The sequence below is a fragment of the Rhodococcus sp. USK10 genome (assembly GCF_019378875.1).
Lineage (GTDB): Bacteria > Actinomycetota > Actinomycetes > Mycobacteriales > Mycobacteriaceae > Rhodococcus_F > Rhodococcus_F pseudokoreensis.
The window spans coordinates 3,521,013-3,542,022 of the sequence record NZ_CP076048.1; the positions used below are offsets into that span (position 1 = coordinate 3,521,013).

General features: G+C 68.0%; 20 protein-coding genes and 1 pseudogene. 13 read left to right on the plus strand and 8 right to left on the minus strand.

What is annotated here, in order from left to right; all coding sequences use genetic code 11:
- Window positions 1-25 precede the first annotated feature (25 nt).
- From I1A62_RS23190 to I1A62_RS46455, 10 genes and pseudogenes are all read left to right on the plus strand, one after another.
- The gene (locus I1A62_RS23190) at window positions 26-634 is read left to right on the plus strand and encodes a helix-turn-helix domain-containing protein (RefSeq protein WP_124396213.1); all 609 of its coding nucleotides are present in this window, start codon (window positions 26-28) and stop codon (window positions 632-634) included.
- A 220-nt stretch (window positions 635-854) separates the two neighbouring features.
- On the plus strand, window positions 855-2,150 hold the full coding sequence (locus tag I1A62_RS23195; RefSeq protein ID WP_219460056.1) for an MFS transporter: 1,296 nt from the start codon (window positions 855-857) through the stop codon (window positions 2,148-2,150).
- 8 nt (window positions 2,151-2,158) lie between these two features.
- Window positions 2,159-3,523, plus strand: a complete 1,365-nt coding sequence (locus tag I1A62_RS23200) for an FAD-dependent oxidoreductase (RefSeq protein WP_219460057.1) — start codon at window positions 2,159-2,161, stop codon at window positions 3,521-3,523.
- On the plus strand, window positions 3,520-4,779 hold the full coding sequence (locus I1A62_RS23205) for a CaiB/BaiF CoA-transferase family protein (RefSeq protein WP_219460060.1): 1,260 nt from the start codon (window positions 3,520-3,522) through the stop codon (window positions 4,777-4,779). The genes I1A62_RS23200 and I1A62_RS23205 overlap by 4 nt, the downstream gene beginning before the upstream one ends.
- The gene (locus I1A62_RS23210) at window positions 4,776-5,570 is read left to right on the plus strand and encodes an enoyl-CoA hydratase-related protein (protein ID WP_124396205.1); all 795 of its coding nucleotides are present in this window, start codon (window positions 4,776-4,778) and stop codon (window positions 5,568-5,570) included. The genes I1A62_RS23205 and I1A62_RS23210 overlap by 4 nt, the downstream gene beginning before the upstream one ends.
- A gap of 21 nt (window positions 5,571-5,591) precedes the next feature.
- A complete protein-coding gene (locus tag I1A62_RS23215; RefSeq protein WP_219460061.1) occupies window positions 5,592-6,506 on the plus strand; it encodes a dihydrodipicolinate synthase family protein in 915 nt (304 codons plus the stop codon).
- Window positions 6,506-7,279, plus strand: a complete 774-nt coding sequence (locus I1A62_RS23220; protein WP_219460064.1) for an SDR family oxidoreductase — start codon at window positions 6,506-6,508, stop codon at window positions 7,277-7,279. Before I1A62_RS23215 ends, I1A62_RS23220 begins: the two co-directional genes overlap by 1 nt.
- Before the next feature lie 31 nt (window positions 7,280-7,310).
- Entirely contained in the window at window positions 7,311-8,786 is a 1,476-nt protein-coding gene (locus I1A62_RS23225; protein WP_219460066.1) for an aldehyde dehydrogenase family protein, read from the plus strand.
- A gap of 255 nt (window positions 8,787-9,041) precedes the next feature.
- A pseudogene (locus tag I1A62_RS46450) lies at window positions 9,042-9,745 on the plus strand (wax ester/triacylglycerol synthase domain-containing protein); the annotation flags it as partial.
- Window positions 9,746-9,958: 213 nt separating this feature from the next.
- A complete protein-coding gene (locus I1A62_RS46455; protein ID WP_257890961.1) occupies window positions 9,959-10,396 on the plus strand; it encodes a WSD1 family O-acyltransferase in 438 nt (145 codons plus the stop codon).
- 19 nt (window positions 10,397-10,415) lie between these two features.
- Here the strand turns inward: I1A62_RS46455 and I1A62_RS23235 are convergent, their stop codons facing one another.
- The 5 genes from I1A62_RS23235 to I1A62_RS23255 form a co-directional block, all read right to left on the minus strand.
- On the minus strand, window positions 10,416-10,778 hold the full coding sequence (locus tag I1A62_RS23235) for a WhiB family transcriptional regulator (protein ID WP_219460069.1): 363 nt from the start codon (window positions 10,776-10,778) through the stop codon (window positions 10,416-10,418).
- A gap of 46 nt (window positions 10,779-10,824) precedes the next feature.
- Window positions 10,825-12,303, minus strand: coding sequence for a pyruvate kinase (pyk, locus tag I1A62_RS23240; RefSeq protein WP_257890874.1), 1,479 nt, complete (start codon window positions 12,301-12,303; stop codon window positions 10,825-10,827).
- Between the two features lie 50 nt (window positions 12,304-12,353).
- Window positions 12,354-13,556 carry a glycerate kinase gene (locus tag I1A62_RS23245; protein ID WP_219460072.1) on the minus strand — a complete coding sequence of 401 codons (1,203 nt, stop codon included), beginning with the start codon at window positions 13,554-13,556 and terminating at the stop codon, window positions 12,354-12,356.
- Window positions 13,557-13,667: 111 nt separating this feature from the next.
- Window positions 13,668-14,810 (minus strand): sugar diacid recognition domain-containing protein, encoded by a 1,143-nt coding sequence (locus I1A62_RS23250; RefSeq protein WP_124391379.1) that lies wholly within the window; start codon window positions 14,808-14,810, stop codon window positions 13,668-13,670.
- Window positions 14,811-14,920: 110 nt separating this feature from the next.
- Window positions 14,921-15,583, minus strand: coding sequence for a class I SAM-dependent methyltransferase (locus I1A62_RS23255; RefSeq protein WP_219460075.1), 663 nt, complete (start codon window positions 15,581-15,583; stop codon window positions 14,921-14,923).
- 117 nt (window positions 15,584-15,700) lie between these two features.
- On the opposite strand from I1A62_RS23255, the gene I1A62_RS23260 reads away from it, so the two are divergent.
- The 3 genes from I1A62_RS23260 (at window position 15,701) to I1A62_RS23270 (ending at window position 18,082) form a co-directional block, all read left to right on the plus strand.
- Window positions 15,701-15,952: an anti-sigma factor gene (locus I1A62_RS23260; protein WP_257890875.1), complete on the plus strand. Its 252-nt coding sequence runs from the start codon at window positions 15,701-15,703 to the stop codon at window positions 15,950-15,952.
- Window positions 15,953-16,233: 281 nt separating this feature from the next.
- On the plus strand, window positions 16,234-16,662 hold the full coding sequence (locus I1A62_RS23265; RefSeq protein WP_219460077.1) for a MarR family winged helix-turn-helix transcriptional regulator: 429 nt from the start codon (window positions 16,234-16,236) through the stop codon (window positions 16,660-16,662).
- Entirely contained in the window at window positions 16,646-18,082 is a 1,437-nt protein-coding gene (locus I1A62_RS23270; protein WP_219460081.1) for an MFS transporter, read from the plus strand. Before I1A62_RS23265 ends, I1A62_RS23270 begins: the two co-directional genes overlap by 17 nt.
- Here I1A62_RS23270 and I1A62_RS23275 read toward each other — a convergent pair.
- The 3 genes from I1A62_RS23275 to I1A62_RS23285 are packed head-to-tail and all read right to left on the minus strand — an operon-like array spanning window position 18,079 to window position 21,009.
- Window positions 18,079-19,275, minus strand: coding sequence for an acetyl-CoA C-acetyltransferase (locus tag I1A62_RS23275; protein WP_219460084.1), 1,197 nt, complete (start codon window positions 19,273-19,275; stop codon window positions 18,079-18,081). The two genes, I1A62_RS23270 and I1A62_RS23275, sit on opposite strands and share 4 nt — an antisense overlap.
- 13 nt (window positions 19,276-19,288) lie before the next feature.
- Window positions 19,289-19,741 (minus strand): MaoC family dehydratase, encoded by a 453-nt coding sequence (locus I1A62_RS23280; protein ID WP_219460086.1) that lies wholly within the window; start codon window positions 19,739-19,741, stop codon window positions 19,289-19,291.
- 44 nt (window positions 19,742-19,785) lie between these two features.
- Window positions 19,786-21,009 (minus strand): acetyl-CoA C-acetyltransferase, encoded by a 1,224-nt coding sequence (locus I1A62_RS23285; protein WP_219460089.1) that lies wholly within the window; start codon window positions 21,007-21,009, stop codon window positions 19,786-19,788.
- Window position 21,010 lies beyond the last annotated feature (1 nt).

Consider the following 21,010-nt stretch of genomic DNA (forward strand, 5'->3'; position numbering starts at 1 on the left):
GGTCACCCGGTGGGAGGAAAAGCCAATGACGGCGGAGAGCACAACGCACACTCCCCCCGCGACGAGTGCCCTGTTGACGACCGTCGGCAACAAGATTCGCACCATGCGCAAGGAGAAGGGCCTGACCCTTGCGCAGCTCTCGGACATCACCGGACTCAGCCCGGCGATCGTCAGCCAGATCGAGCGTGGTCTGGCCAATCCGTCCTTCACCACCCTCGCCCAGCTGGCCCACGGGCTGGACATCCCGGTCGGCAGATTCTTCATCGGCCAACCGGACACCGCATCGCCCGTCGTGCGAAAACACGAGCGGCGCAACCTCGTCGGCGTCACCAAGAAGTCGATGGGGGAAGCCGTCTACGAGCTGCTCACTCCCGAACTGGGCGGCGGCGCACTGGAGGCGCAATGGATCGAAACTCCGCCCGGGCACGACACCAGCGCAACCCCGTTCCGGCACAGCGGCGAAGAGTTCGGCATCATCCTCGCCGGCCGCAAGGACATCTATCTGGACGGGGAATGCCATTCTCTGGAAGCGGGTGACTCGATCACCTTCTCCTCGGACATTCCGCACTGGTACAAGAACAGCTACGAAGAGGTATGCGTAGCGATCTGGGTCAACGCACCACACGCGTGGTGACCGCGGCGCACATCCGCACCGGTACCAGAACAGCTACGAAGAGGTATGCGTAGCGAATTGGGTTGACACACCACACCGTGGTGAACCCGGCGTCCACCGCCTGCCGTCAGCCCAACCTCCTTACCGTCAGGCCGTCTCCCGGCCGGACACAACGCGTCGCGTTGCCGTGATGCGTCATATCCTCTTGCACCCTCGAGGTGCCAGCGTAAGGACAAGTCCATTGCTAGACACCACTGTGACAGCACCGAGCAGGCAGCAAAAACTCACCCCCGAGGTCCGCAAAGGCCTTCTCGGCCTCGGCCTCGGCAACGCCCTCGAATGGTACGACTGGATGGTCTTCGGCCTCCTGTCGGCGTTCATCGGACCGAACTTCTTCCCCTCCTCCGACCCCCTCAGCGCGACGCTGAACACGCTGGCCGTCTTCGCTGTCGGCTTCGCCTTCCGGCCGCTCGGCGGCGTCATGCTCGGAACCCTCGCGGACCGGATCGGCCGCCGACGGGTCATGTTGATCTCCATCAGCACGATGGCCGTCACCACCCTGATCATCGCGATCACCCCCGGCTACGCGCACATCGGGGCGTGGGCCGGGGCCATCCTCGTCGCCTGCCGCATCGTGCAGGGCGTCTCCACCGGTATCGAGGCGCCGCTCTCCACCGCCCACGCCGTGGAACTCGTCCCCGCCGGACGAGAAGGCCTCGTCGCCGGCGTCATGTCGTTCTACGTCAACCTCGGTGTGCTCCTGGCATCCCTCGTCAGCTTCCTGTGCAGTCTGGTGATCGGCGGGGCCGCCATGGGTGAGTGGGGCTGGCGGATCCCCTTCGTCATCGGCGCCGTCTTCGGCATCGTGGTCGTGTACCTGCGCCGCGCTCTGCCCGAGACCATGCGTCCGGAAGAGCTGTCGGACAACACGACCCGCGCAGTCTGGACCGGGGTCCGCAAGCATTGGCTCAGCGTCGTCGCCATCATCTTCGTAGTCGGCGCCGCCCAGGCCTACAACTACGCGTGGAACGTCGGACTGCCTGCCGCCGCGCGCAGCAACTTCAAGGAAGATCCCACCGCCGTGTTCGCCCTGACGACTGCGCTGGGCGTCGTCCTGGTCATCGGAAGCTGGGTGGTCGGCAAGCTGACGGACGGCAAGTCCATGTCACGCTGGTTCCTCTGGACCCGCGCCCTGGCCATCCCGGCGGTCTTCCTGATGCTGCTGTACGTGCAACCCGGGATCGGCGGCTTTGCGGTCGTGCTGCTGGGCGGCTCGGTGGTCCTGGTGCTGAACATGACCCTGTACAACGTGATCAGCACGTCGCTCATGCCCAAGAACTGCCGTGGCGCCGGAGTGTCACTGGGGTACGGGGTCGGCGTGGCGCTCTTCGGCGGCACCGCCTCCTACCTGCTCGTGTGGTTCCAATCCGTGAACGCCAACTGGATCTTCCCGGTCTACGTGGCCGTTCTCTCCGTCCTCAGCATCGTCTTCTACCTGCTTGCCCGCCGTGTCAACGGCATCTTCGTCGGAAAGTAAGGACTTCCATGACCACTCTCGATCTGCGCGTCGCCAGCCACGACCTCGCAGCACCCGTCGTCAACCGCTCCCAGGTACTCGTTGTCGGCGGTGGACCCGCCGGTGTGGCCGCCGCGGTCACCGCGGCACGCTCCGGGGCCGATGTCACTCTGCTTGAACGCTACTCGTCGCTCGGAGGCCTGGCGTCCGGTGGCATGGTGCTGGTCCTCGACGACATGATCAACGGCCAGGACATCACCGTCACCGGAATCGTCTCCGAATACGTGGAGCGGCTCCAGGCACTAGGCCTCGCCGTCGTCCCGCCCCGGGAAGACCGGACGGCGTCCACGGAACTGTGGAACAAATGGGGCCGCTACGGCACCTTCGACTTCCACTCCCACACCAACCCCAAACCCATCTGCTACGCCGCCGCATTCGACCCCGACGGCTGGAAGCGCGTCTCCAACGACCTCGTCCGCGAAGCCGGCGTCACCCTGCGGCTGCACACCTGGTTCTCCCGTCCCATCGTCGACGACGGCGTCGTCAAAGGTGTGGTGTGCGAGACCAAGTCCGGTCCCCAGGCATTCCTGGCCGACGTGGTCATCGACACGACCGGAGACATCGACGTCGCATCCCGTGCCGGCGCCGCCCATGTCAAGGACAGCTACATCACCACCCTCGTCTTCCGCCTCGGCGGCGTCGACACGGCAGCGGCCGAGCGCTTCGAACAGGAGAACCCCAAGGAAGCGCGGGCCGTCAACCGCAAGATCAAGCGCCTGCTCGGCGGCGCCTGGGAGCTGTGGTGGCTCAAGACACCGCTCGACGGCGTCGTCTGGTGCAACGCCCCGCACATGAGCGGATTCGACGGCACCGACCCGGGCGACCTCACGGCCGCCGAGTTCGCCGCCCGCGACCGCATCACCGAGGCGGTCGAGTACGTCAAGGAGCACCTCCCCGGATTCGGCAATAGCTACATCGTGGACGTCGCATCCCAGCTCGGGGTCCGGCAGACCCGCCTCCTCGAAGGCGAGTACGTCATGACCAAGGAGGACGTGACCACGCGGCGGCACTTCGCCGACTCCGTCGCCCGCGGACGCGACTACTACTACCCGTACCGCTCACTGCTACCCAAGGAAGTCGATCAGCTCCTCGTGGCCGGTCGCCACTACTCGGCAACACCGGATGCCCAGAAGATGTCCCGCGAGATCCCGCCCTGCATGGCCATGGGTCAGGCGGTGGGCGTCGCGTCCGCCCTCGCAGTCCGCGACGGCGTGAGGGTCCGCGACGTGTCCGCCCTCGACATCCAGGCAGGTATGCGCAGCCACGGCGCAGACCCCGGCGATATCCCCTCCGCCAACGCCACTCTCGACCAGGAAGCGACGGTCCCGGCATGAGCACCACCACCGAAGAACTGAACATCACCACCGCACATCGTCCGACGCGGACGGCATACGCCGAGGACCCGGCTCCGAAGCTTCCGCTGACCGGCGTCAAGATCGTCGACTTCACCCAGGTCTACATGGGCCCGAGCGCGACGCAGATGCTGGGCGACTACGGCGCCGACATCATCAAGGTCGAACGCCCCGGTGCCGGCGACATCGCCCGCAACTCGTTCCCGGACCCGGACGGGCAGGACAACCCGATCTTCCTGGCCATCAACCGCAACAAGCGCAGCATCAGCGTGGACACGCGCACCGAGGACGGCCGGGCCGTGCTGCGCAAGGTCATGAGCGATGCGGACGTGGTGGTCAGCAACTTCCGGGCCGGCGTCATGGAACGCATGGGCTTCGGATACGACGAGCTGAAGAAGGACAACCCCGGGATCATCTGGGCGTCCGGCACCGGTTTCGGCACCGAAGGTCCGTACTCCCACAAGGGCGGCCAGGACGCGATCGCGCAGGCCTACTCCGGTGTAATGTGGCGGCGTGAGTCGGACGACGCGCCGCCCGTCGTCTACCCGACCACCCTGTGCGACTACACCACCGGCATGCACCTGATGCAGGGGATCCTGCTGGCGCTCCGCGCCCGCGAGCAGTACGGCACCGGGCAGAAGGTGGAAGTGACCATGTACGACTCCATGCTGCACATGCAGATGCAGGAGGCGTGCATGCAGCTCAACCGCGGCTACGAGGTCAATTGGGGCGCAATGCCCTTCACCGGCGTCTTCCCCACCATGGACGGCGCCGTCTGCATGGTCGGCGGATTCACGGCCGACCCGCTCCTGCACATTTCCCGCGCGCTCGGCCTGGACGAGGACCTCACGCTCCGACCGGAGTTCTCCACGAAGGAACTCCAATTCGACAACAAACCGGCATTGCAGGCGATCTTCCGGGAACACTTCGCAAAAAACACCACGGAGTACTGGACGGCGAGACTCGAAGAGGAGGGTCTGCTGAACGCCCCGGTGAACACGCTCGAGCAGACGCTGGCCGACGAGCAGACCCGCGTCAATGGCATGATCGTGGAAGCCGAACATCCCACCGTCGGCACGGTGAAGATGCTGAACGCCCCCATCCGGCTCTCGGCGACCCCACCGTCCATCCGGCACAGCGCCCCCCGCCTCGGCGAACACAACGCCGAGGTGTTGCGGGAACACGGATTCGACGACGACGTGATCGCGCGTCTCGTGGCGCTGGGGGTCCTCGCGTGACCGGGCACACCGACGACGTCATCCTCACCGTCGACGACGGTGTGGCCACCGTGACGATCAATCGTCCGCACGTGCTGAATGCCGTCGACGGCCCCACCACGGCACGCCTGAACGGCATCTGGGAACAGCTGGAGCGGGACAACCGCATTCGCGCGGTCGTCGTCACCGGCGCGGGCCCGAAGGCCTTCTGCACCGGGGCGGACATGACGGCCGCCGCGGTGGACAAGACCGGACTGGAGTACTGGGCCGAGCTGGACGCCAACGGCTTCGGCGGACTGAGTCTGCGCACCACCCTCGATGTTCCGGTGATCGCGAAGGTGAACGGCTACGCACTGGGCGGTGGCATGGAAATCGTTCTGGGCGCGGACATCGTCGTGGCCGCCGACACCGCTCGGTTCGGTCTGACGGAGCCGCGGGTCGGGCGTCTGGCGCTCGACGGCGGCATCCATCAGTTGGTGCGCCGGGTTCCCTACACCCAGGCCATGGGCATGCTGCTGACCGGACGCAAGGCCGACGCCGCCGAGATGCAGGCGATGGGTCTCGTCAACGAGGTGGTCCCGGCCGAGGAGCTGGACGCCGCCGTGGATCGCTGGCTCGACCAGATCCGGGCGTGTGCGCCCACCTCACTGCGGGCCGTCAAGCAGATGGTCACGCGCACCGCCCATCTCACCTCCGCCGAGGCTCGGGGACTGCGACTTCCGGCACTCATGGACGCCTTGGACAGCAAGGACTCCGCCGAGGGCGTGCTGGCGTTCCAGGAAAAGCGCGCGCCCGTGTGGTCCGGCGCGTAGCTCGAACGGAAAGGAAGAACCATGCGCGAATCATTGGAACACGGGGTGTGGGGCGTGGTCGCCACACCGTTCATCGGCAGCACCCAGGATGTCGACACCGACAGCCTCGCGAATCTGGTGGAGCACTACGAGAGGATCGGCGCCGTCGGATTGACGGTGCTCGGGGTGTTCGGTGAAGCCGCGGCACTGTCCACGGACGAACGAGCCCTCGTCCTCGAAACCGTCACCGAGGCTTCCGATCTCCCTCTGGTGGTGGGTGTCACCGCCCTCACCACGCGACCGGTCGTCGACGAGATCCGTGTCGCCCGGGCCGCGGCGGGCGAGCGGATCCGGGCGTTCATGGTGCAGGCCAACTCGGCCGTCGCCGACGTCGTCACCGACCATCTGCAAGCCGTGCACCGGGTGACCGGCGCCGCGATTGTGCTGCAGGACTATCCCGCGACCAGCGGCGTAGCCATCGGCACCGCCGCGCTGGCCACAGTCGTACGGCGTTGCGAGTTCGTCTCGGCCGTCAAGGCGGAGTCACCGCCGACGTCCGTGGCCGTCGCCGAACTCACCGCCGCCGTGGATGTCTCGGTCTTCGGCGGACTTGGCGGGCAGGGCCTGCTGGACGAACTGAACTCTGGCGCCGCAGGCGCCATGACCGGATTCTCCTATCCCGAAGCGCTGGTGGCCTGTGTCCGGGCCTGGCAGACGGGCGGATACGAGGCCGCACGCGAAGTCCTGCAACCGTTCCTGCCCCTCGTCAACTTCGAGCAGCAGGCGAAGATCGCGCTCGCCGTCCGCAAGGAGTTGTTGCTGCAGCGCGGACTGATCCGGGACTCCGCGGTGCGCGCCCCGGCCGCACCGTTCCCGGAGGTGCTCCGCGGCAGTCTGACAACGCATCTCGCCGAGGCCGCGCAGGCCCTCGACGCACTCACCGCCGGGAGGATCTGATGGATCTCGGAATCCGCGGCAAGACCGCACTCGTCGCCGCGTCCACCGGCGGCCTCGGCCTCGCCGTCGCCCGGGCCCTCGCGGCCGAGGGCGCACGTGTGGCGATCACCGGACGGCGGCGCGAGCGGGCTGAGGAGATCGCGTCGTCGATGGGCGGTGCCATCGCGATCGAGGCCGACCTGAGCACCCCGGACGGCACGGCAACAGCCGTCGAACGCACCGAGGCGGAGCTGGGGCCGGTCGACATCGTGGTGCTCAACGGACCCGGGCCCAGACCGGGCGCGGCGGCGACTCTGGGCGCGGACGATCTCGCGGCGGCGTTCGACATCCTGCTCCGCCCGCACCACGCACTCGTCTCGACCGTCCTCCCCGGCATGCGGGAGCGTCGCTGGGGCCGGATTCTGGCCATCGGCTCGTCCGGAGTTGCTGCGCCCCTGCCCAATCTGGCGATGTCCAACACCGGTCGCGCGGCCCTGGCGGGGTACCTCAAGACGCTCGCCGCCGAGGTCGCCCTCGACTGCGTCACCGTCAACCTGCTGCTGCCGGGTCGGATCGCCACCGACCGGGTGGCCGAACTGGACGCGGCCGCCGCCAAGCGCCGGGGTGTCACCGTCACCGACATCGAAATCGAATCGCGCAAGACGATCCCGGCCCGCCGCTACGGCGACCCCGACGAATTCGGCGCCGCTGCGGCGTTCCTGTGCAGCGCCCCGGCGTCGTACATCACCGGCGTCGCACTCCGCTGCGACGGCGGCCTGATCCGCAGCCTCTAGACACCAGACCTCCACTATTCGAGGAGACACCATGACCACGACCGTCACCGAGCCTTTCGGCTCACACTTCCGCAGCGACGTCCCGACCGCACAGCACCTCGTGAACGGCGCATGGCTGGGCGGCGCCGACACCGCGCGCTGGAATCCGGCCCGCCCTCACGAGCTCGCCGCCTACTCGCCGAGTGGCGGTACCGCCGAGGTGGACGCCGCCGTCACCGCCGCGGACGCTGCCCAGCCGGCCTGGGCCGCGCTCCCCGCACCGGCCCGAGGCGCCATCCTCATCGCGGCGGCAAACCTGTTGCAGGAACGGGGCTCCGCCGTCGCCGCGGACCTCGTCCGGGAAGAAGGCAAGACACTCGCCGAGGCCCGCGGCGAAGTCACGCGCGCCGTGGACGTGCTGCGGTTCTTCGGGTCCCTCGGATGGGCGGCCACCGGCGAGGTGCTTCCCAGCGGGCTGCCCGGAACCAGCGTCACCACCCGCCGCGAGCCTCTCGGCGTGTTCGGGCTCATCACGCCGTGGAACTTTCCCATCGCCATCCCGGCGTGGAAGACGGCACCCGCGCTGATCTCGGGCAACACCGTGGTGCTCAAGCCGGCCGAACTCACGCCCCTGTCGGCCACCCACCTCGCCCGCGCCCTCCACGACGCCGGGCTCCCCGCCGGGGTCTTCAACGTGGTCCACGGCAAGGGACGGGTGGTCGGCGACGCGCTGGCCCGCGACCCCCGCGTCGCCGGGCTGTCGTTCACCGGCTCCACCACCGTCGGGTTGGGGCTGCAGGACATCCTGAACTCGCGCCGGGCCCGGGTCCAGCTGGAGATGGGCGGCAAGAACGCGGTGCTGGTGCTCGACGACGCCCGGAACGCCGCACAGGTAGTGGCCGCGGGCGCGTTCGGGCTCACCGGGCAGGCCTGCACGGCGACGTCCCGCGTGTACGTGACCCCCGGGATCCGCGATGCGTTCGTCGACGCGCTGGTCGAGGAGGCCGCGCGGTACGTTCCGGGTGACGGCTCGGTCGACTCGACCCGCATGGGCGCGGTGGTGAGCCGCGCGCAGTTCGAGCAGAACCGGGCGGCGGTGCGCTCCGCGGTCGAACGCGGCGCGACCCTGCGGCACGGCGACTACGCCGGCGACCCGTCCGCCGGGTTCTTCTTCCCGGCCACCGTGCTCACGGATCTGCCGCTCGACGATCCGGCGGTCACGGACGAGATCTTCGGGCCGGTCGTCGCCGTGCTGGAGGTCGCCGACTACGAGGCCGGGCTCGCCGCCGTCAACGACTCCCGCTACGGACTCACCGCGGGCATATGCACCGACAGCCTGGCGCGCTCGACGGACTTCGCCGCCCGGGCCCAGGCCGGCGTCGTCAAGATCAACCGCCCGACGGCCGGGCTGGATCTGAACGTGCCGTTCGGCGGGGTGAAGGACTCGTCCACGAACACGTTCCGGGAGCAGGGCCGCAGCGCCGTGGACTTCTACACGTGGGGAAAGACCGTGTACACGGGCGTCTGATCGCAGGTGTCCGTTTCGTGTGTGTGGCGGAAACGGTGACTGTGCTGTAGAACTAAAACAGCGAGACCGGTTTGTGACATGAACCACACCTAAACGTTACTTTTACACACGGCAATATCGACATGAACGACAGTTCCGGGGGGAACGGATCCGCGCAGGCAGATCCCGTTTCGGGAACGGTAAGGACACCACATGCTGTTCCCGATGGCGCCGACCGACTCACTGTTTCTGCTCGGCGAGTCCCGCGAGCATCCGATGCACGTCGGCGGCCTGGCGGTGTTCACCCCACCCGAGGGATCGTCGGCGGCCGACGTGCGAGCGATGTTCGATGCGGCGCTGATCGGCGATCAGGTGGCGGCGCCCTTCCGTAAGCGGGCCCGCCGCTCGGTGACGTCGCTCGGCCAGTGGGGCTGGGACACTCTTCCGCACGACGAGGTCGATCTGGAACATCACGTGCGCCGCGACGCCCTGCCGCAGCCGGGCGGAATGGCCGAACTGATGACCCTGGTGTCACGGCTCCACGGCACGCTGCTCGACCGCAGCCGGCCGTTGTGGGAGATGCACCTGATCGAGGGCCTCGCCGACGGCCGCTACGCGATCTACACCAAGATCCACCACGCCCTCGCCGACGGAGCGTCCGCGATGAGGTTGCTCCGCGACAGCATGAGCGAGGACCCGCACCGCCGGAACATGCCCACCCCTGGCAACCCCGGACCCCGCTGGCGGCCGTGCCGGACGCGGGCACGGTCGTCACGACCGGTCCCGGCTCCGCGCTTCCGGCCATGGCGTGGGACGCGGCCCGCGCCGCGGCCGGCGAGGTGGCCGGACTGCTGCCCGCGGCGATGGGCACCGTGGACCGCGCCTTGCACGGCAAGGGTGGGGCGTTGTCGCTCACTGCGCCGCACACCCTGTTCAACGTGCCGATCAGCGGGGCCCGTCACGTCGCCGCCCGGTCGTTCCCCATCGAACGGATCCGGCTGCTGGCCAAGCACGCCGACGCGACCATCAACGACATCGTGCTGACGATGTGCGCAGGCACCCTGCGGGCCTACCTGCACACCCGCGACGCGTTGCCGGACAACCCGCTGATCGCGATGGTCCCCGTGTCGCTGCGCGCACCGGAGACCGGAACCGGTGACCGCGCGCCCGGAGGCAACCGGGTGGGAGTGCTCATGTGCAACCTGGCCACCCACCTCCCCGACCCCGCGCACCGCCTCGAGACGGTGCGCAACTGCATGAACGAGGGCAAGGCCGCGCTGCAGGCGATGAGCCCCGCCCAGGTGCTCGCGATGAGCGCCCTCGGCGCCGCCCCGCTCGGAGTCGAGATGTTCCTCGGCCGACGGGGGCCGCTCCGTCCGCCGTTCAACGTCGTCATCTCCAACGTCGCCGGACCCCGAACCCCGTTGTACTGGAACGGCGCCCGCCTCGAATCCCTCTACCCGCTGTCGATCCCCACCACCGGGCAGGCACTCAACATCACCTGCACCAGCAGCGACGACCAGATCGTCTTCGGCCTGACCGGCTGCCGCCGCACCGTCCCGGATCTGCACCCGATGCTCGACCACCTCGACGCCGAACTCGACCTCCTCGAGACCGCCGTCGGACTCTGACCTGTAGTCCGTGGGGCTGTCACTGCCTTCCGGGGCGGGGGTGTCGCGGCGAGATGCGAAGACTCCTGGCCGGCTTACGGTTTGACTGTGGATTCAGTTGGGGCCGATCCTGACCGAATCGCCGATCCGATTCGGTCAGCCCTCCCCAGACGCCGTAGGGTTCGCCGACGTCGAGTGCGTGGCGTCGGCATTCGTGTCGGACCGGGCAACCCCGGCAGAGTTCCTGCGCCTGCCTCTCCCGGCGAATTCGCGTTGCCCTGCTTTCGCTGTCCGGCCCGAAGAAGAGGTCCGACCGGGTGGTGCGGCACAGTGCACGGGTCTGCCAGTCCCAGAGATCGGAGTGCGGTGTCAGCAGACGAACGGTGAGTGTCAAAGATGGCATGGGACAGTCGTTTCCGAGGCCTGGTGGTCGTATTCGCCTCCGACGCCTAGTGGTCGTCCTCGCCGATTCTGTGGACGTGGATCAGGTTGGTCGAGCCTACGGTGCCGGGCGGCGACCCCGCCACGATCACCACCAACTCACCCTTCTGATACCGACCCAACCCCAGCAACGCATTGTCGACCTGCCGCACCATCGCATCCGTACTGTCCACCGGATCGACGATGAACGTCTCCGTCCCCCACGTCAACGACAACTGGCTGCGCACCTCCGGCAACGGTGTGAACGCCAGCAACGGCAACGGCGTATGCAACCGCGCCAACCGCCGCACCGTGTCCCCGGACTGCGTGAACGCCACCAACGCCTTCGCATCCAACCGCTCCCCGATATCACGGGCCGCGTACGAAATCACACCCCGCTTGGTGCGCGGCACATGCGTCAACGGCGGCACCTGCGTGGACTCGTTCTCCACCGCCTCCACGATCCGCGCCATCGTCCGCACCGTCTCCATCACGTACTTACCCACCGACGTCTCACCGGAGAGCATCACCGCGTCCGCACCGTCGAGGACCGCGTTCGCCACATCCGACGCCTCCGCGCGGGTCGGCCGCGAGTTCTCGATCATCGACTCCAGCATCTGCGTCGCCACGATCACCGGCTTCGCGTTCTCCCGCGCGATCTGAATCGCCCGCTTCTGCACCAGCGGCACCTGCTCGAGCGGCAACTCCACCCCCAGATCACCACGCGCGACCATCACCGCGTCGAACGCCAGCACGATCGCCTCGAGGTTGTCGATCGCCTCCGGCTTCTCCAGCTTCGCGATCACCGGGATCCGCCGCCCCACCCGGTCCATCACCGCGTGCACCAACTCCACATCCGCCGGCGACCGCACGAACGACAACGCGATGAAGTCGACGCCCAACCCGAGCGCGAACTCCAGATCGGCGATGTCCTTCTCCGACAACGCCGGAACCGACACGTTCATCCCCGGCAGCGACACACCCTTGTTATTGCTGACCGGGCCGCCCTCGGTGACCCGGCAGATCACGTCGTTGCCCTCGACACCGGAGACGACGAGACCGACCTTGCCGTCGTCCACCAGCAGCCGGTCACCCGGCTTGGCGTCCTCCGCCAACTGCTTGTACGTGGTCGAGACCCGGTCGTGGGTGCCCTCGCACTCGTCGACGGTGATCCGCACCTCCTCACCGTTGACCCACGTGGTGCGCCCCTCCGCGAACCGGCCCAACCGGATCTTCGGGCCCTGCAGATCGGCCAGGACACCGACCGCCTTACCCGTCGCGTCCGAGGCCGCCCTCACGCGTTTGTAGTTCTCCTCGTGGTCGGCGTGCTCGCCGTGGCTGAAATTCAGCCGCGCCACGTCCATACCGCTTTCGACGAGCTCGCGAATACGGTCACCGGTGGCGGTAGCAGGTCCAAGTGTGCATACGATCTTCGTGCGCCGGGACGTGCTGAGCAGACCGGACTGTGCGGTGGGTATCGCGGACCGTTCGAGATCGATGGTGGGCATGGGACTCCTCGCGGCTGAGTTGAGAGTGGTTGTGTGACTCGACAGGTTCATCACGACGGGCAATCCGCGGTCGCCCGCGAATGCGTCGGCGTCGACGCGGGGCGGCTCCACTGACTGTCGATCAGTCCGACGACCTGAGCGGTTGCCTCCCGAAGGAGTTCGGCGGTGTTGTCGAGCAATTCGTGGAGTTCCGCCGGTCCACGGGCGATGGAGAACGCCGCCGAGATCCGGGCAGCGCGAATCTCGGCTGCGGACAAGCGAACCGTACCGGCGATCACGACCACGGGGCACTCCGGCGGCGTCTGACGCACGACGCCCTGCACCACCTTCCCCTGCAGCGACTGCGCGTCGAACGCCCCCTCCCCCGTGATCACCAGGTCTGCGTCGGCGCACAGGGACCGCAGTCCCACCGTCTCCGAGACGAGGTCGCTCCCGGGCACCAGCTCCGCGCCGAGGATCGCGCTCAGGCAGGCCGCCATGCCGCCGGCCGCTCCCGCTCCGCGCAGGGTCAGAACGTCGGCCCCGTACGCAGTGCGGAGAGCGATCGCCAACTGTTTGAGCCCGGAATCCAATTGGCGGACCTGGTCCGCCGTCGCACCCTTCTGCGGCCCGAAAACCGCGGCAGCCCCGTTCTCCCCGCACAGAGGATTGTCGACGTCGGTCGCGACGCGCCAGCGCACCGACCGCGCCCGGGGGTGCAGCTGCGACTCGTCGACGGCAGCGATGTCACCGAGCCCCGCACCGCCGGGTGCCACGTCGCGACCGTCTGCGTCGAGGAATCGGACACCGAGTGCGCGGAGCATCCCGGTGCCGCCGTCGGTGGTTGCGCTGCCGCCGATGCACAGAAGGATCTCGTCGACGCCGTCTTCCAGTGCGCTCACGGCGATTTCGCCGACGCCGAAGGTATCCGCCCGCAACGGTGCCGGTGGAACGTCCGCCACGTGCGGCAGACCGTTCGCTTCCGCGGCCTCGATGATCGCGACCCTGCCGTCGTTCGACAGTCCGTAGCGGGCGGTCCGTTCGCGTCCGAGGGCATCGTGCGCATGGATCACCCGCGGCTCGGCATTGCCCGCCGAGAGGAACGTCTGCAGCGTGCCCTCGCCGCCGTCCGCAAGGGGGCACTGCACGATCCGGACGTCGGCGCCGAGCGCCACCCGGACACCGGCGGCCATCGCGGCTGCGACGTCAACGGCGGAGAGGCTCCCCTTGAACGAGTCGGGGGCGAGGACAACGGTAGGTGTGCGCTTTCGCATGACTAGAGCGTAGGTCTCCCACACCCAGGATGATATGTACATTCCGCACAGATTTACACCCAATTCGGGCTGGCATATATGTGCACATTGCCATACGCACTCGGCAGCGCTTCACGCTCCGTTGTACGGATCCTCCAGCGCCGCGGCCGCGAGGAGTGCCAGCCGCATGGCGACGGCGTGGTCGAAAGTGCGCAGGTTCAGTCCGGTCACGTGCTGGATCCGATCGAGTCGCTGGACCAGCGTGTTGCGGTGTACCTCGAGGGCGGTCGCCGTCGCCGCGATCGACAGATCGTGGTCGAGGAAGGCGCGAGCGGTCTCACGCAGCGTCGCGGACAGCGGCGTGAGGACGCGCTCCACGGTGTCGTGGGAAATCTCCCGGGACTGCTGCGCGACAGCGGTTTCGGGCACCAGCGCGGAGAGTTCTGTCACCTCCCCTGCGGGCAGCAGGTGCGCCCGGGCCAGGAGAAGGCCCAGCCGGGCAGCGTCCACCGACAATTCACGAGACGAAGCGGCATGTCTGCCGGTGACGAGACGGACGTCGCCGGTGCGCAGCCGCTGCCGGGTCGTGGCGAGGGTGCGGTCTGTCACCGAACCACTCAGCACCCACACCGCGCCCCGCAATTCGGCCGCAACCACACCGGAAATCCCCTGGACCCGCCGAAGCAGGGCCACCGACGTGGATGAGGGAAGGGACCACGATCCACCGCCCGCAGCGGGGACGACCGCCGCGATGTTCCACGGCGGGGCCATCGGTGAACCGATGTGGCGCAACGCTTCCAGCAGGCCGTTCTCGGTGACGGTTCCGTTCACCAGGCCGAGGAGCAGTTCACGCACGGCCGCTTCCCGCCACCGTGAACTGTCCCGGTGCCGTTCGTTCCGTAACAGCAGTTCCACGGTGAGTGCGAGGACGTTGCACACCGATTCGACCTCGTCGGGGTCGCCCGTGACCCCGACGGCCCCCACGATCCGCCCGTCGAGCGTCAGGGGAATGTTGATCCCGGCCCTGACGTCCGGAGATTCTTCGTCGGCGTCCACGAGGACTCGCCGGCCGTCCCGGATGGCCTGGAGTGCACCGGCGTGCACGGTACCGATACGCGTCCCGTCGACCGACCCGATGATTCGACCATTGCGGTCCATCAGATTGATGTTGTAGTCGAGGCGAGGGCTCACCTCGTCCACCACACGCTGAGCGAGTTCGCCGGTGAACACGTACGCGAATTCGTCCTCGTCGCCGTCCCGCACCGCCCAGGTCATGCAGCAAGACTAGACGTGCGAGGTCGCTGCGGGGGTCGCAGCGGCATGGGCTGCACTCACCCTCGCGACAGGCGCCGGTCCCCCATCGTGAGGCAGTCCCGCTCGGTGCCTCAGTCGCGGTGCGCCGACAGCAGCCACGCCGGCAGCATGGCCCGGCCTTTGTCGTCGCGCTGCCAGTTCGCGGCCTCCTCCGGGCCGAGCAGCGCGTGAATGAACGCCGGGCGGAGATCGTCGATGATCCAATACTCGGCGACGGCCTCCCGTAGCTCGTCGTCGGTCACCGGGTTCGGTCCCTGCCCCTCGGGGAAGGCGCCCTTCGCGAACACCAAGATGTAATAGGACGCGCCGGGTGCGGCCGCCCGGGCCACGGCCTGCAGATAGTCGCGCCGCCGGTCCACGGGCAGCGAATGGAAGAGGGTGCTGTCCACGATCGTGGCGAATCGGCCGTCGAAACCCGTGAACGAGCTGATATCCGCCACCTGATACGTGGCCGTCGTCAGGCCGCGAGCGGCCGCTGCCGCCTGAGCTGCCGCGATGGCTGTCGGCGACACGTCCAGACCCACCACCGTGTACCCCTGCGCCGCCAGCTGCAGGGACGTTTCGGCGTGCCCGCACCCCGCGTCCAGCACGTCGCTGCGGAATTTGCCTTCCGCGATCAGGGCGGCGATCTCGGGCTGCGGCTCACCGATGTTCCACGGCACCGGTCCCGAAAATTCCTTCGCATTGCCTCGGTAGATGTCGTCCCACGGCGCAACCTGGTTGTCCTCGGTCATGACCTCGACCGTACGCCCACCGGCTCTCGCCACCGTCCCGTGTAACGATCCGGACGCTTCCCGACACTGTGTCAATAGCCGCAGACGCTGGGTCGGCGGGACTCAGGAGGCACCCCCGTGAAGGAATCGCAACGAACGATGGACTGTCAGGAACTCGTCGAACTCGTCACCGTCTACCTCGAGGATGCGTTCGCGGCGCAGGCCAAGGCCAAGGCCAGGTTCGAGACGCACGTGGGCGAATGCGGCGGCTGCGCCCACTACGTCGACCAGATGAAACAGACGGTGCACACCCTCGGCGAACTGTCGATCGAGGAACTGGACCCGGCCTTGCGCGACCGCATCCTCACCGACTTCCGGCGACGAAGCTGAGGCCTCATCGGAAACCGTTTGGCGACAGACAAATTCGCTCATTCCGGGAGGTGGCCGGCCTTCGGCAATCTGGCCGGCGACCTGGGTTTCCCGCTTCGTCGGTCACGCTCGTGGCATTCGATCGCCTCGTCCGCCCGGCCGGACAACCGTGGACTCACCTCTCGATGGCGTGCTCTCGAGGATATCGCTGACACTGTCCGCTGCGGGCGATCGTGCGGTGGGTGGTGTGAGCCTCCCCATTTAGACAACTAAATTGATCAATTGGGTTGTACGCTTTGCTCATGATCACCGAACAGGCCACCGCGCAGGTTCTGCGGGAAGCGTTGCGCCCGATCTGGCGACAGCTCACCGCGGGCAGGACGATCTCCGTCGGCAAGATAGGTGTGCTCGCGTATCTGTCGAAGCACGGACGGACGTCGGCCTCGACGCTCGCGTCGGCCGAGAAGATCACGCCACAAGCGATCGCCACGGCCGTGCGTGAACTCGAAGGTCTCGGCCTGGTGGCGCGCACCCCCGACGAGCAAGACCGGCGCCGGATCTGGATCGAACTCACCGATGCCGGTCGCGAGAGGCTGACACAAGAGCGGTCGAAGGGCCTCGAGTGGCTGGAACACGCCATCGCGGAGCGGTTGACGGCGGAAGAGAAAGCGACTCTGGACTCCCTGGTCCCGATTCTGCGCAAGTTGGTGGACGATGCATCCACCGACTGAAGCCGCGACACACCCCCGGTTACTGCCCGCCCTCGCCTATGCCGCCCTGACCACCGCGGTCGTCAGTTCCCTCGGCATGCTGCTGGTGCCCACGATCTCCCAGGACATGCACGTCGAGGTGAGCACGGGACAGTGGATGCTCACGGTCAACCTCCTGGTCGGGGCGATCGCCACGCCGATCATGGGCCGGCTGAGCGACGGACCCCACAAGAAGCGCCTGCTCCTGTGCTCCCTCGCGACGATCCTCGCCGGCTCGATCATCGCCGCGTCCGCTCCCAACTTCACCGTCTTCCTGATCGGACGCGCTCTGCAGGGACTCACATACGGGATCGTTCCGGTGACGATCGCGCTCGCCCGCCGCTACCTCCCCGACAGCCAGGCCCGCGTCGGCATCTCCAGCCTGTCGGTGACGGTGACCACCGGCCTCGGGCTCGGATACCCCCTGACCGGCATCCTCGCCGACCTTCTCGGGTTCCGCTTCGCCTTCTGGTTCGCGGCTCTGTTCCTGATCACCACCATCGTCGTCGTCTGGCGGGTGATTCCCGCGGGACCGGACGAGCGGGCACCTCGGTGCACTCTCGACGTCCCCGGCGCTCTGCTGGTCGGAACGGGTCTCGCGTCACTGCTCGTCGGCGTCAGCGAGGGATCGCGGTGGGGATGGACCTCCCCGTGGACCATCGGATTCTTCGCCGCCGCGGCGATACTGCTGACGCTGTGGTGCGTCGTGGAACTGCGCACCCCGAATCCGCTGATCAACCTGCGGGTGCTGCGCAACGGCGACGTACTGGTCGCGAACAGCACCGCGATCGGTCTCGGCGCCACGATGTACATCGGACTCTCGATCGGCAGCCTCATCGCGCAGGCGCCCGCCTCCACCGGGTACGGCATCGCGCTGCCGCTGTTCTGGGCCGGATTCGTGATGCTTCCGCTGTCGGTGGCGAGTTTCAGCGCGAACCGACTCGTGCGCGCGCTCTCGCAGCGGGTACGCATGCGGACGCTGCTGCTCTCCGGGGCGGGACTCGTGACGGCCTCGAGCGTGCTCCTGTGGTTCGCGCACGACGAACTGTGGGAAATCCTCATCGGCATGTTCGGGTTCGGCATGGGAATGGGTATGACGTACGCGGCGATGCCCGCCCTGATCGCCCGCAGTGTCGCGGACACCGAACTCGGCAGTGCCGCAAGCTTCAACCAGGTGCTGCGCACCGTGGGCGGTTCGTTCGGCAGCGCCGTCGCGGGTGCGGTGCTCGCCGCGAACCTGGCACCGGACCTGCACCCCACCGAGGGTGGGATCAAGACCGCTCTCGCTGTCGGCGCCATCGGGTGCGCGGTGGTCTTCGCGGCGCTGCTCGTCAACAACGTGATGTCGCGTCCGCCGGCCCCGGCATCGGAGCCGGCGGACGCCCAACTCGGTAGGGGTTAGACACCCTCGACGACGGCGGCCATTCCCTGCCCACCGCCGATGCACATGGTGACGAGCGCCTTGCCGCCGCCCCGCCGTTTCAACTCGTGCAGCGCGGTGGTCGTCATCCGTGCGCCCGTGGCGCCGATCGGGTGTCCGAGCGAGATGCCGGACCCGTTGACGTTGAGGCGGTCCCGGTCTTCGAATCCCCATTCCTTCAGGACCCCGAGCACCTGGCAGGCGAATGCCTCGTTCAGCTCGATCAGCGTGAAGTCGTCGAAGCTCGCACCGGTGCGGCGGAACAGCTTCGACGCGGCCGCGACCGGGCCGAGACCCATCAGTCCCGGTTCACAGCCGGCGGCGGCCCACCCGGTGAGGAAACCCATCGGCTCGAGCCCGAGTTCGTCGAGTTTGTCCTCGGCGACGACGAGCATCGACGCCGCCGCGTCGTTCTGCTGACTCGCGTTGCCCGCGGTGACGACACCGTCCTTGACGACACTGCGCAGCCGCGCCAGCGACTCGGCGGTGGTGTCCGGGCGGATGCCCTCGTCACGCGCCACCACGGAGACGTTGCCCTTGCGGTCGGTGATCTTCACTTCGATCACCTCGTCGTCGAACTTGCCTGCCTCCCAAGCGGCATGGGCCTTCGCGTGACTGTCGGCGGCGAACGCGTCGGATTCCTCGCGGCCGATGCCGCACCGTGTCGCGACGTTCTCGGCGGTCTCGATCATTCCGCTGATCTTCCCGAACCGCCACTCCGGCTGGGAGCGCTCCCGGCCGCGGTCGAGGCGGTCGTAGAGGTTCAGCGATCCGGCGCGGGTGCCCCAGCGGGCCCCGGTCGTGTAGTGCTCGATGTTGCTCATCGACTCGACACCGCCGGCGAGGACGACGTCCGCGGCGCCGGTCTGCACCATCATCGACGCGGTCACGAGGGCCTGCAGTCCGGTGCCGCAGCGGCGGTCGGTCTGCAGTCCGGCGACGGAAATCGGCAGTCCCGCTTCGAGTGCGGCCCACCGTCCGATGCACGGGGCCTCGGAGTTGGCGTACGACTGCCCCATCGCGACGTCCTCGATGAGTTCGGGGTCGATGCCCGACCGTGCGACGGTCTCCTTGATGACGGCCGCCGCAAGGCTCTCCGCGGGTACGTCGCGCAGTCCGCCGCCGAAGCGGCCGACGGCGGTGCGGACGGGGGCTACCAGTGCTGCTCTTCGCATGTTGTTCCTCGTTTCAGGCGACCAGGACGCGGACGGTCTCGGCGACGCACGCCGGCTTGTCCTCGCCCTTGATCTCGATGGTGTACTTGACGACGACCTGCGCGCCCTGCTTCGTGTGCTCGAACGCCGCGATCTCACCGCCGACCCGGATCGACGCTCCCACCTTCACCGGCTTCGGAAAGCGAACCTTGTTGAGTCCGTAGTTGATCACCAGCTTGGTGCCCTCGACCCGCATCAGGTCGGCCCCGAGCTTCGGCAGCAACGACAGCGTGAGGTAGCCGTGGGCGATGGGGGCGCCGAACGGACCCTCGGCGGCCCGCTCAGGGTCGACGTGGATCCACTGGTGGTCGCCGGTGGCGTCGGCGAACACGTTCACGCGGTCCTGCGTGATCTCGAACCAGTCACTGTGGCCGAGATGTTCACCGACTGCGGCTTCGACGTCGTCGATGTTCTGAAATACGCGCATGAGCTCTCTTCGGGTCGGCCCGGTACCGGGCAGGGTGGGGACGGTCAGATGTTCACGTTCTCGAATACGGCCGCGATGCCCTGGCCGCCGCCGATGCACATCGTCTCGATGCCGTAGCGGGCCTGACGGCGGTCGAGTTCGCGGACCAGGTTGGCCAGGATGCGGCCACCGGTGGCGCCGACGGGGTGACCGAGGGAGATACCGGATCCGTTGACGTTGAACCGGTCCCGCATGTCGGACTCGTCGAACTTCCACTCCCGCGCGCACGCCAGCACCTGAGCCGCGAACGCCTCGTTGATCTCGAGGAGATCGATGTCGTTCAGGGTGAGCTTCGCCCGGGTGAGGGCCTTGTCCACGGCCGGAACCGGGCCGATGCCCATCCGGTTCGGCTCCACTCCGGCGACGCCCCAGCTGACGAGCCGGGCGAACGGGCGCAGTCCGAGACGTTCCGCGTTCTCGGGGGTGGTGACGATCGCGGCCGCGGCAGCGTCGTTCTGGCCGCACGCGTTGCCCGCGGTCACCGTCGCCTCCGGGTCGACGCGTGATCGGATGGGCCGCAGCGCCGACAGCGATTCGACGGTGACGTCGCGGCGCGGGTGCTCGTCGGCGGTGTGGACGACGGGGTCCTTGCCGCGCTTGCCGGGCACCGTCACCGGGATCGTCTCGGCGTCGAACAGACCGCCGTCCTGCGCGCGGATCGCACGCGCATGGGATTCGGCGGCGTACGCGTCCTGCTCCTCGCGGGTGATCGAGTACTCGCGGCGGAGGTTCTCCGCGGTTTCGATCATGCCACCGTCGACGGGGAAATTGACGCCGCCGGAGTTGGTGCGGGGCTTGGCCAGCCGATCGTGGAACTCCACCGACGCACCCTTGACGCCCCAGCGCATCCCGGTGCTGTAGAACTCGGTCTGGCTCATCGACTCGGCGCCGCCCGCGATCACCAGATCGCTCATCCCGGTCTGCACCTGCATGGCCGCGTAGATCACGGCCTGGAGCCCGGAGCCGCACCGGCGGTCGAGCTGGATGCCGGGAACCGTGACGTCGAGACCGGCGTCGAGCGCAGCGATCCGGCCGATCGCCGCCGCCTCACCGTTGGCGTAGCCCTGACCGAAGATGACGTCGTCGATGTCCTCGGACGTCAGCGACGTCCGCTCGAGCAGGCCCTTCAGCACCGTCGACGCCAGGGTGGTGACGGGAACGTCGCGGTAGATGCCGCCGAATCCGCCGACAGGGGTGCGGACGGGTTCACAGATCACTGCGTCGTACATG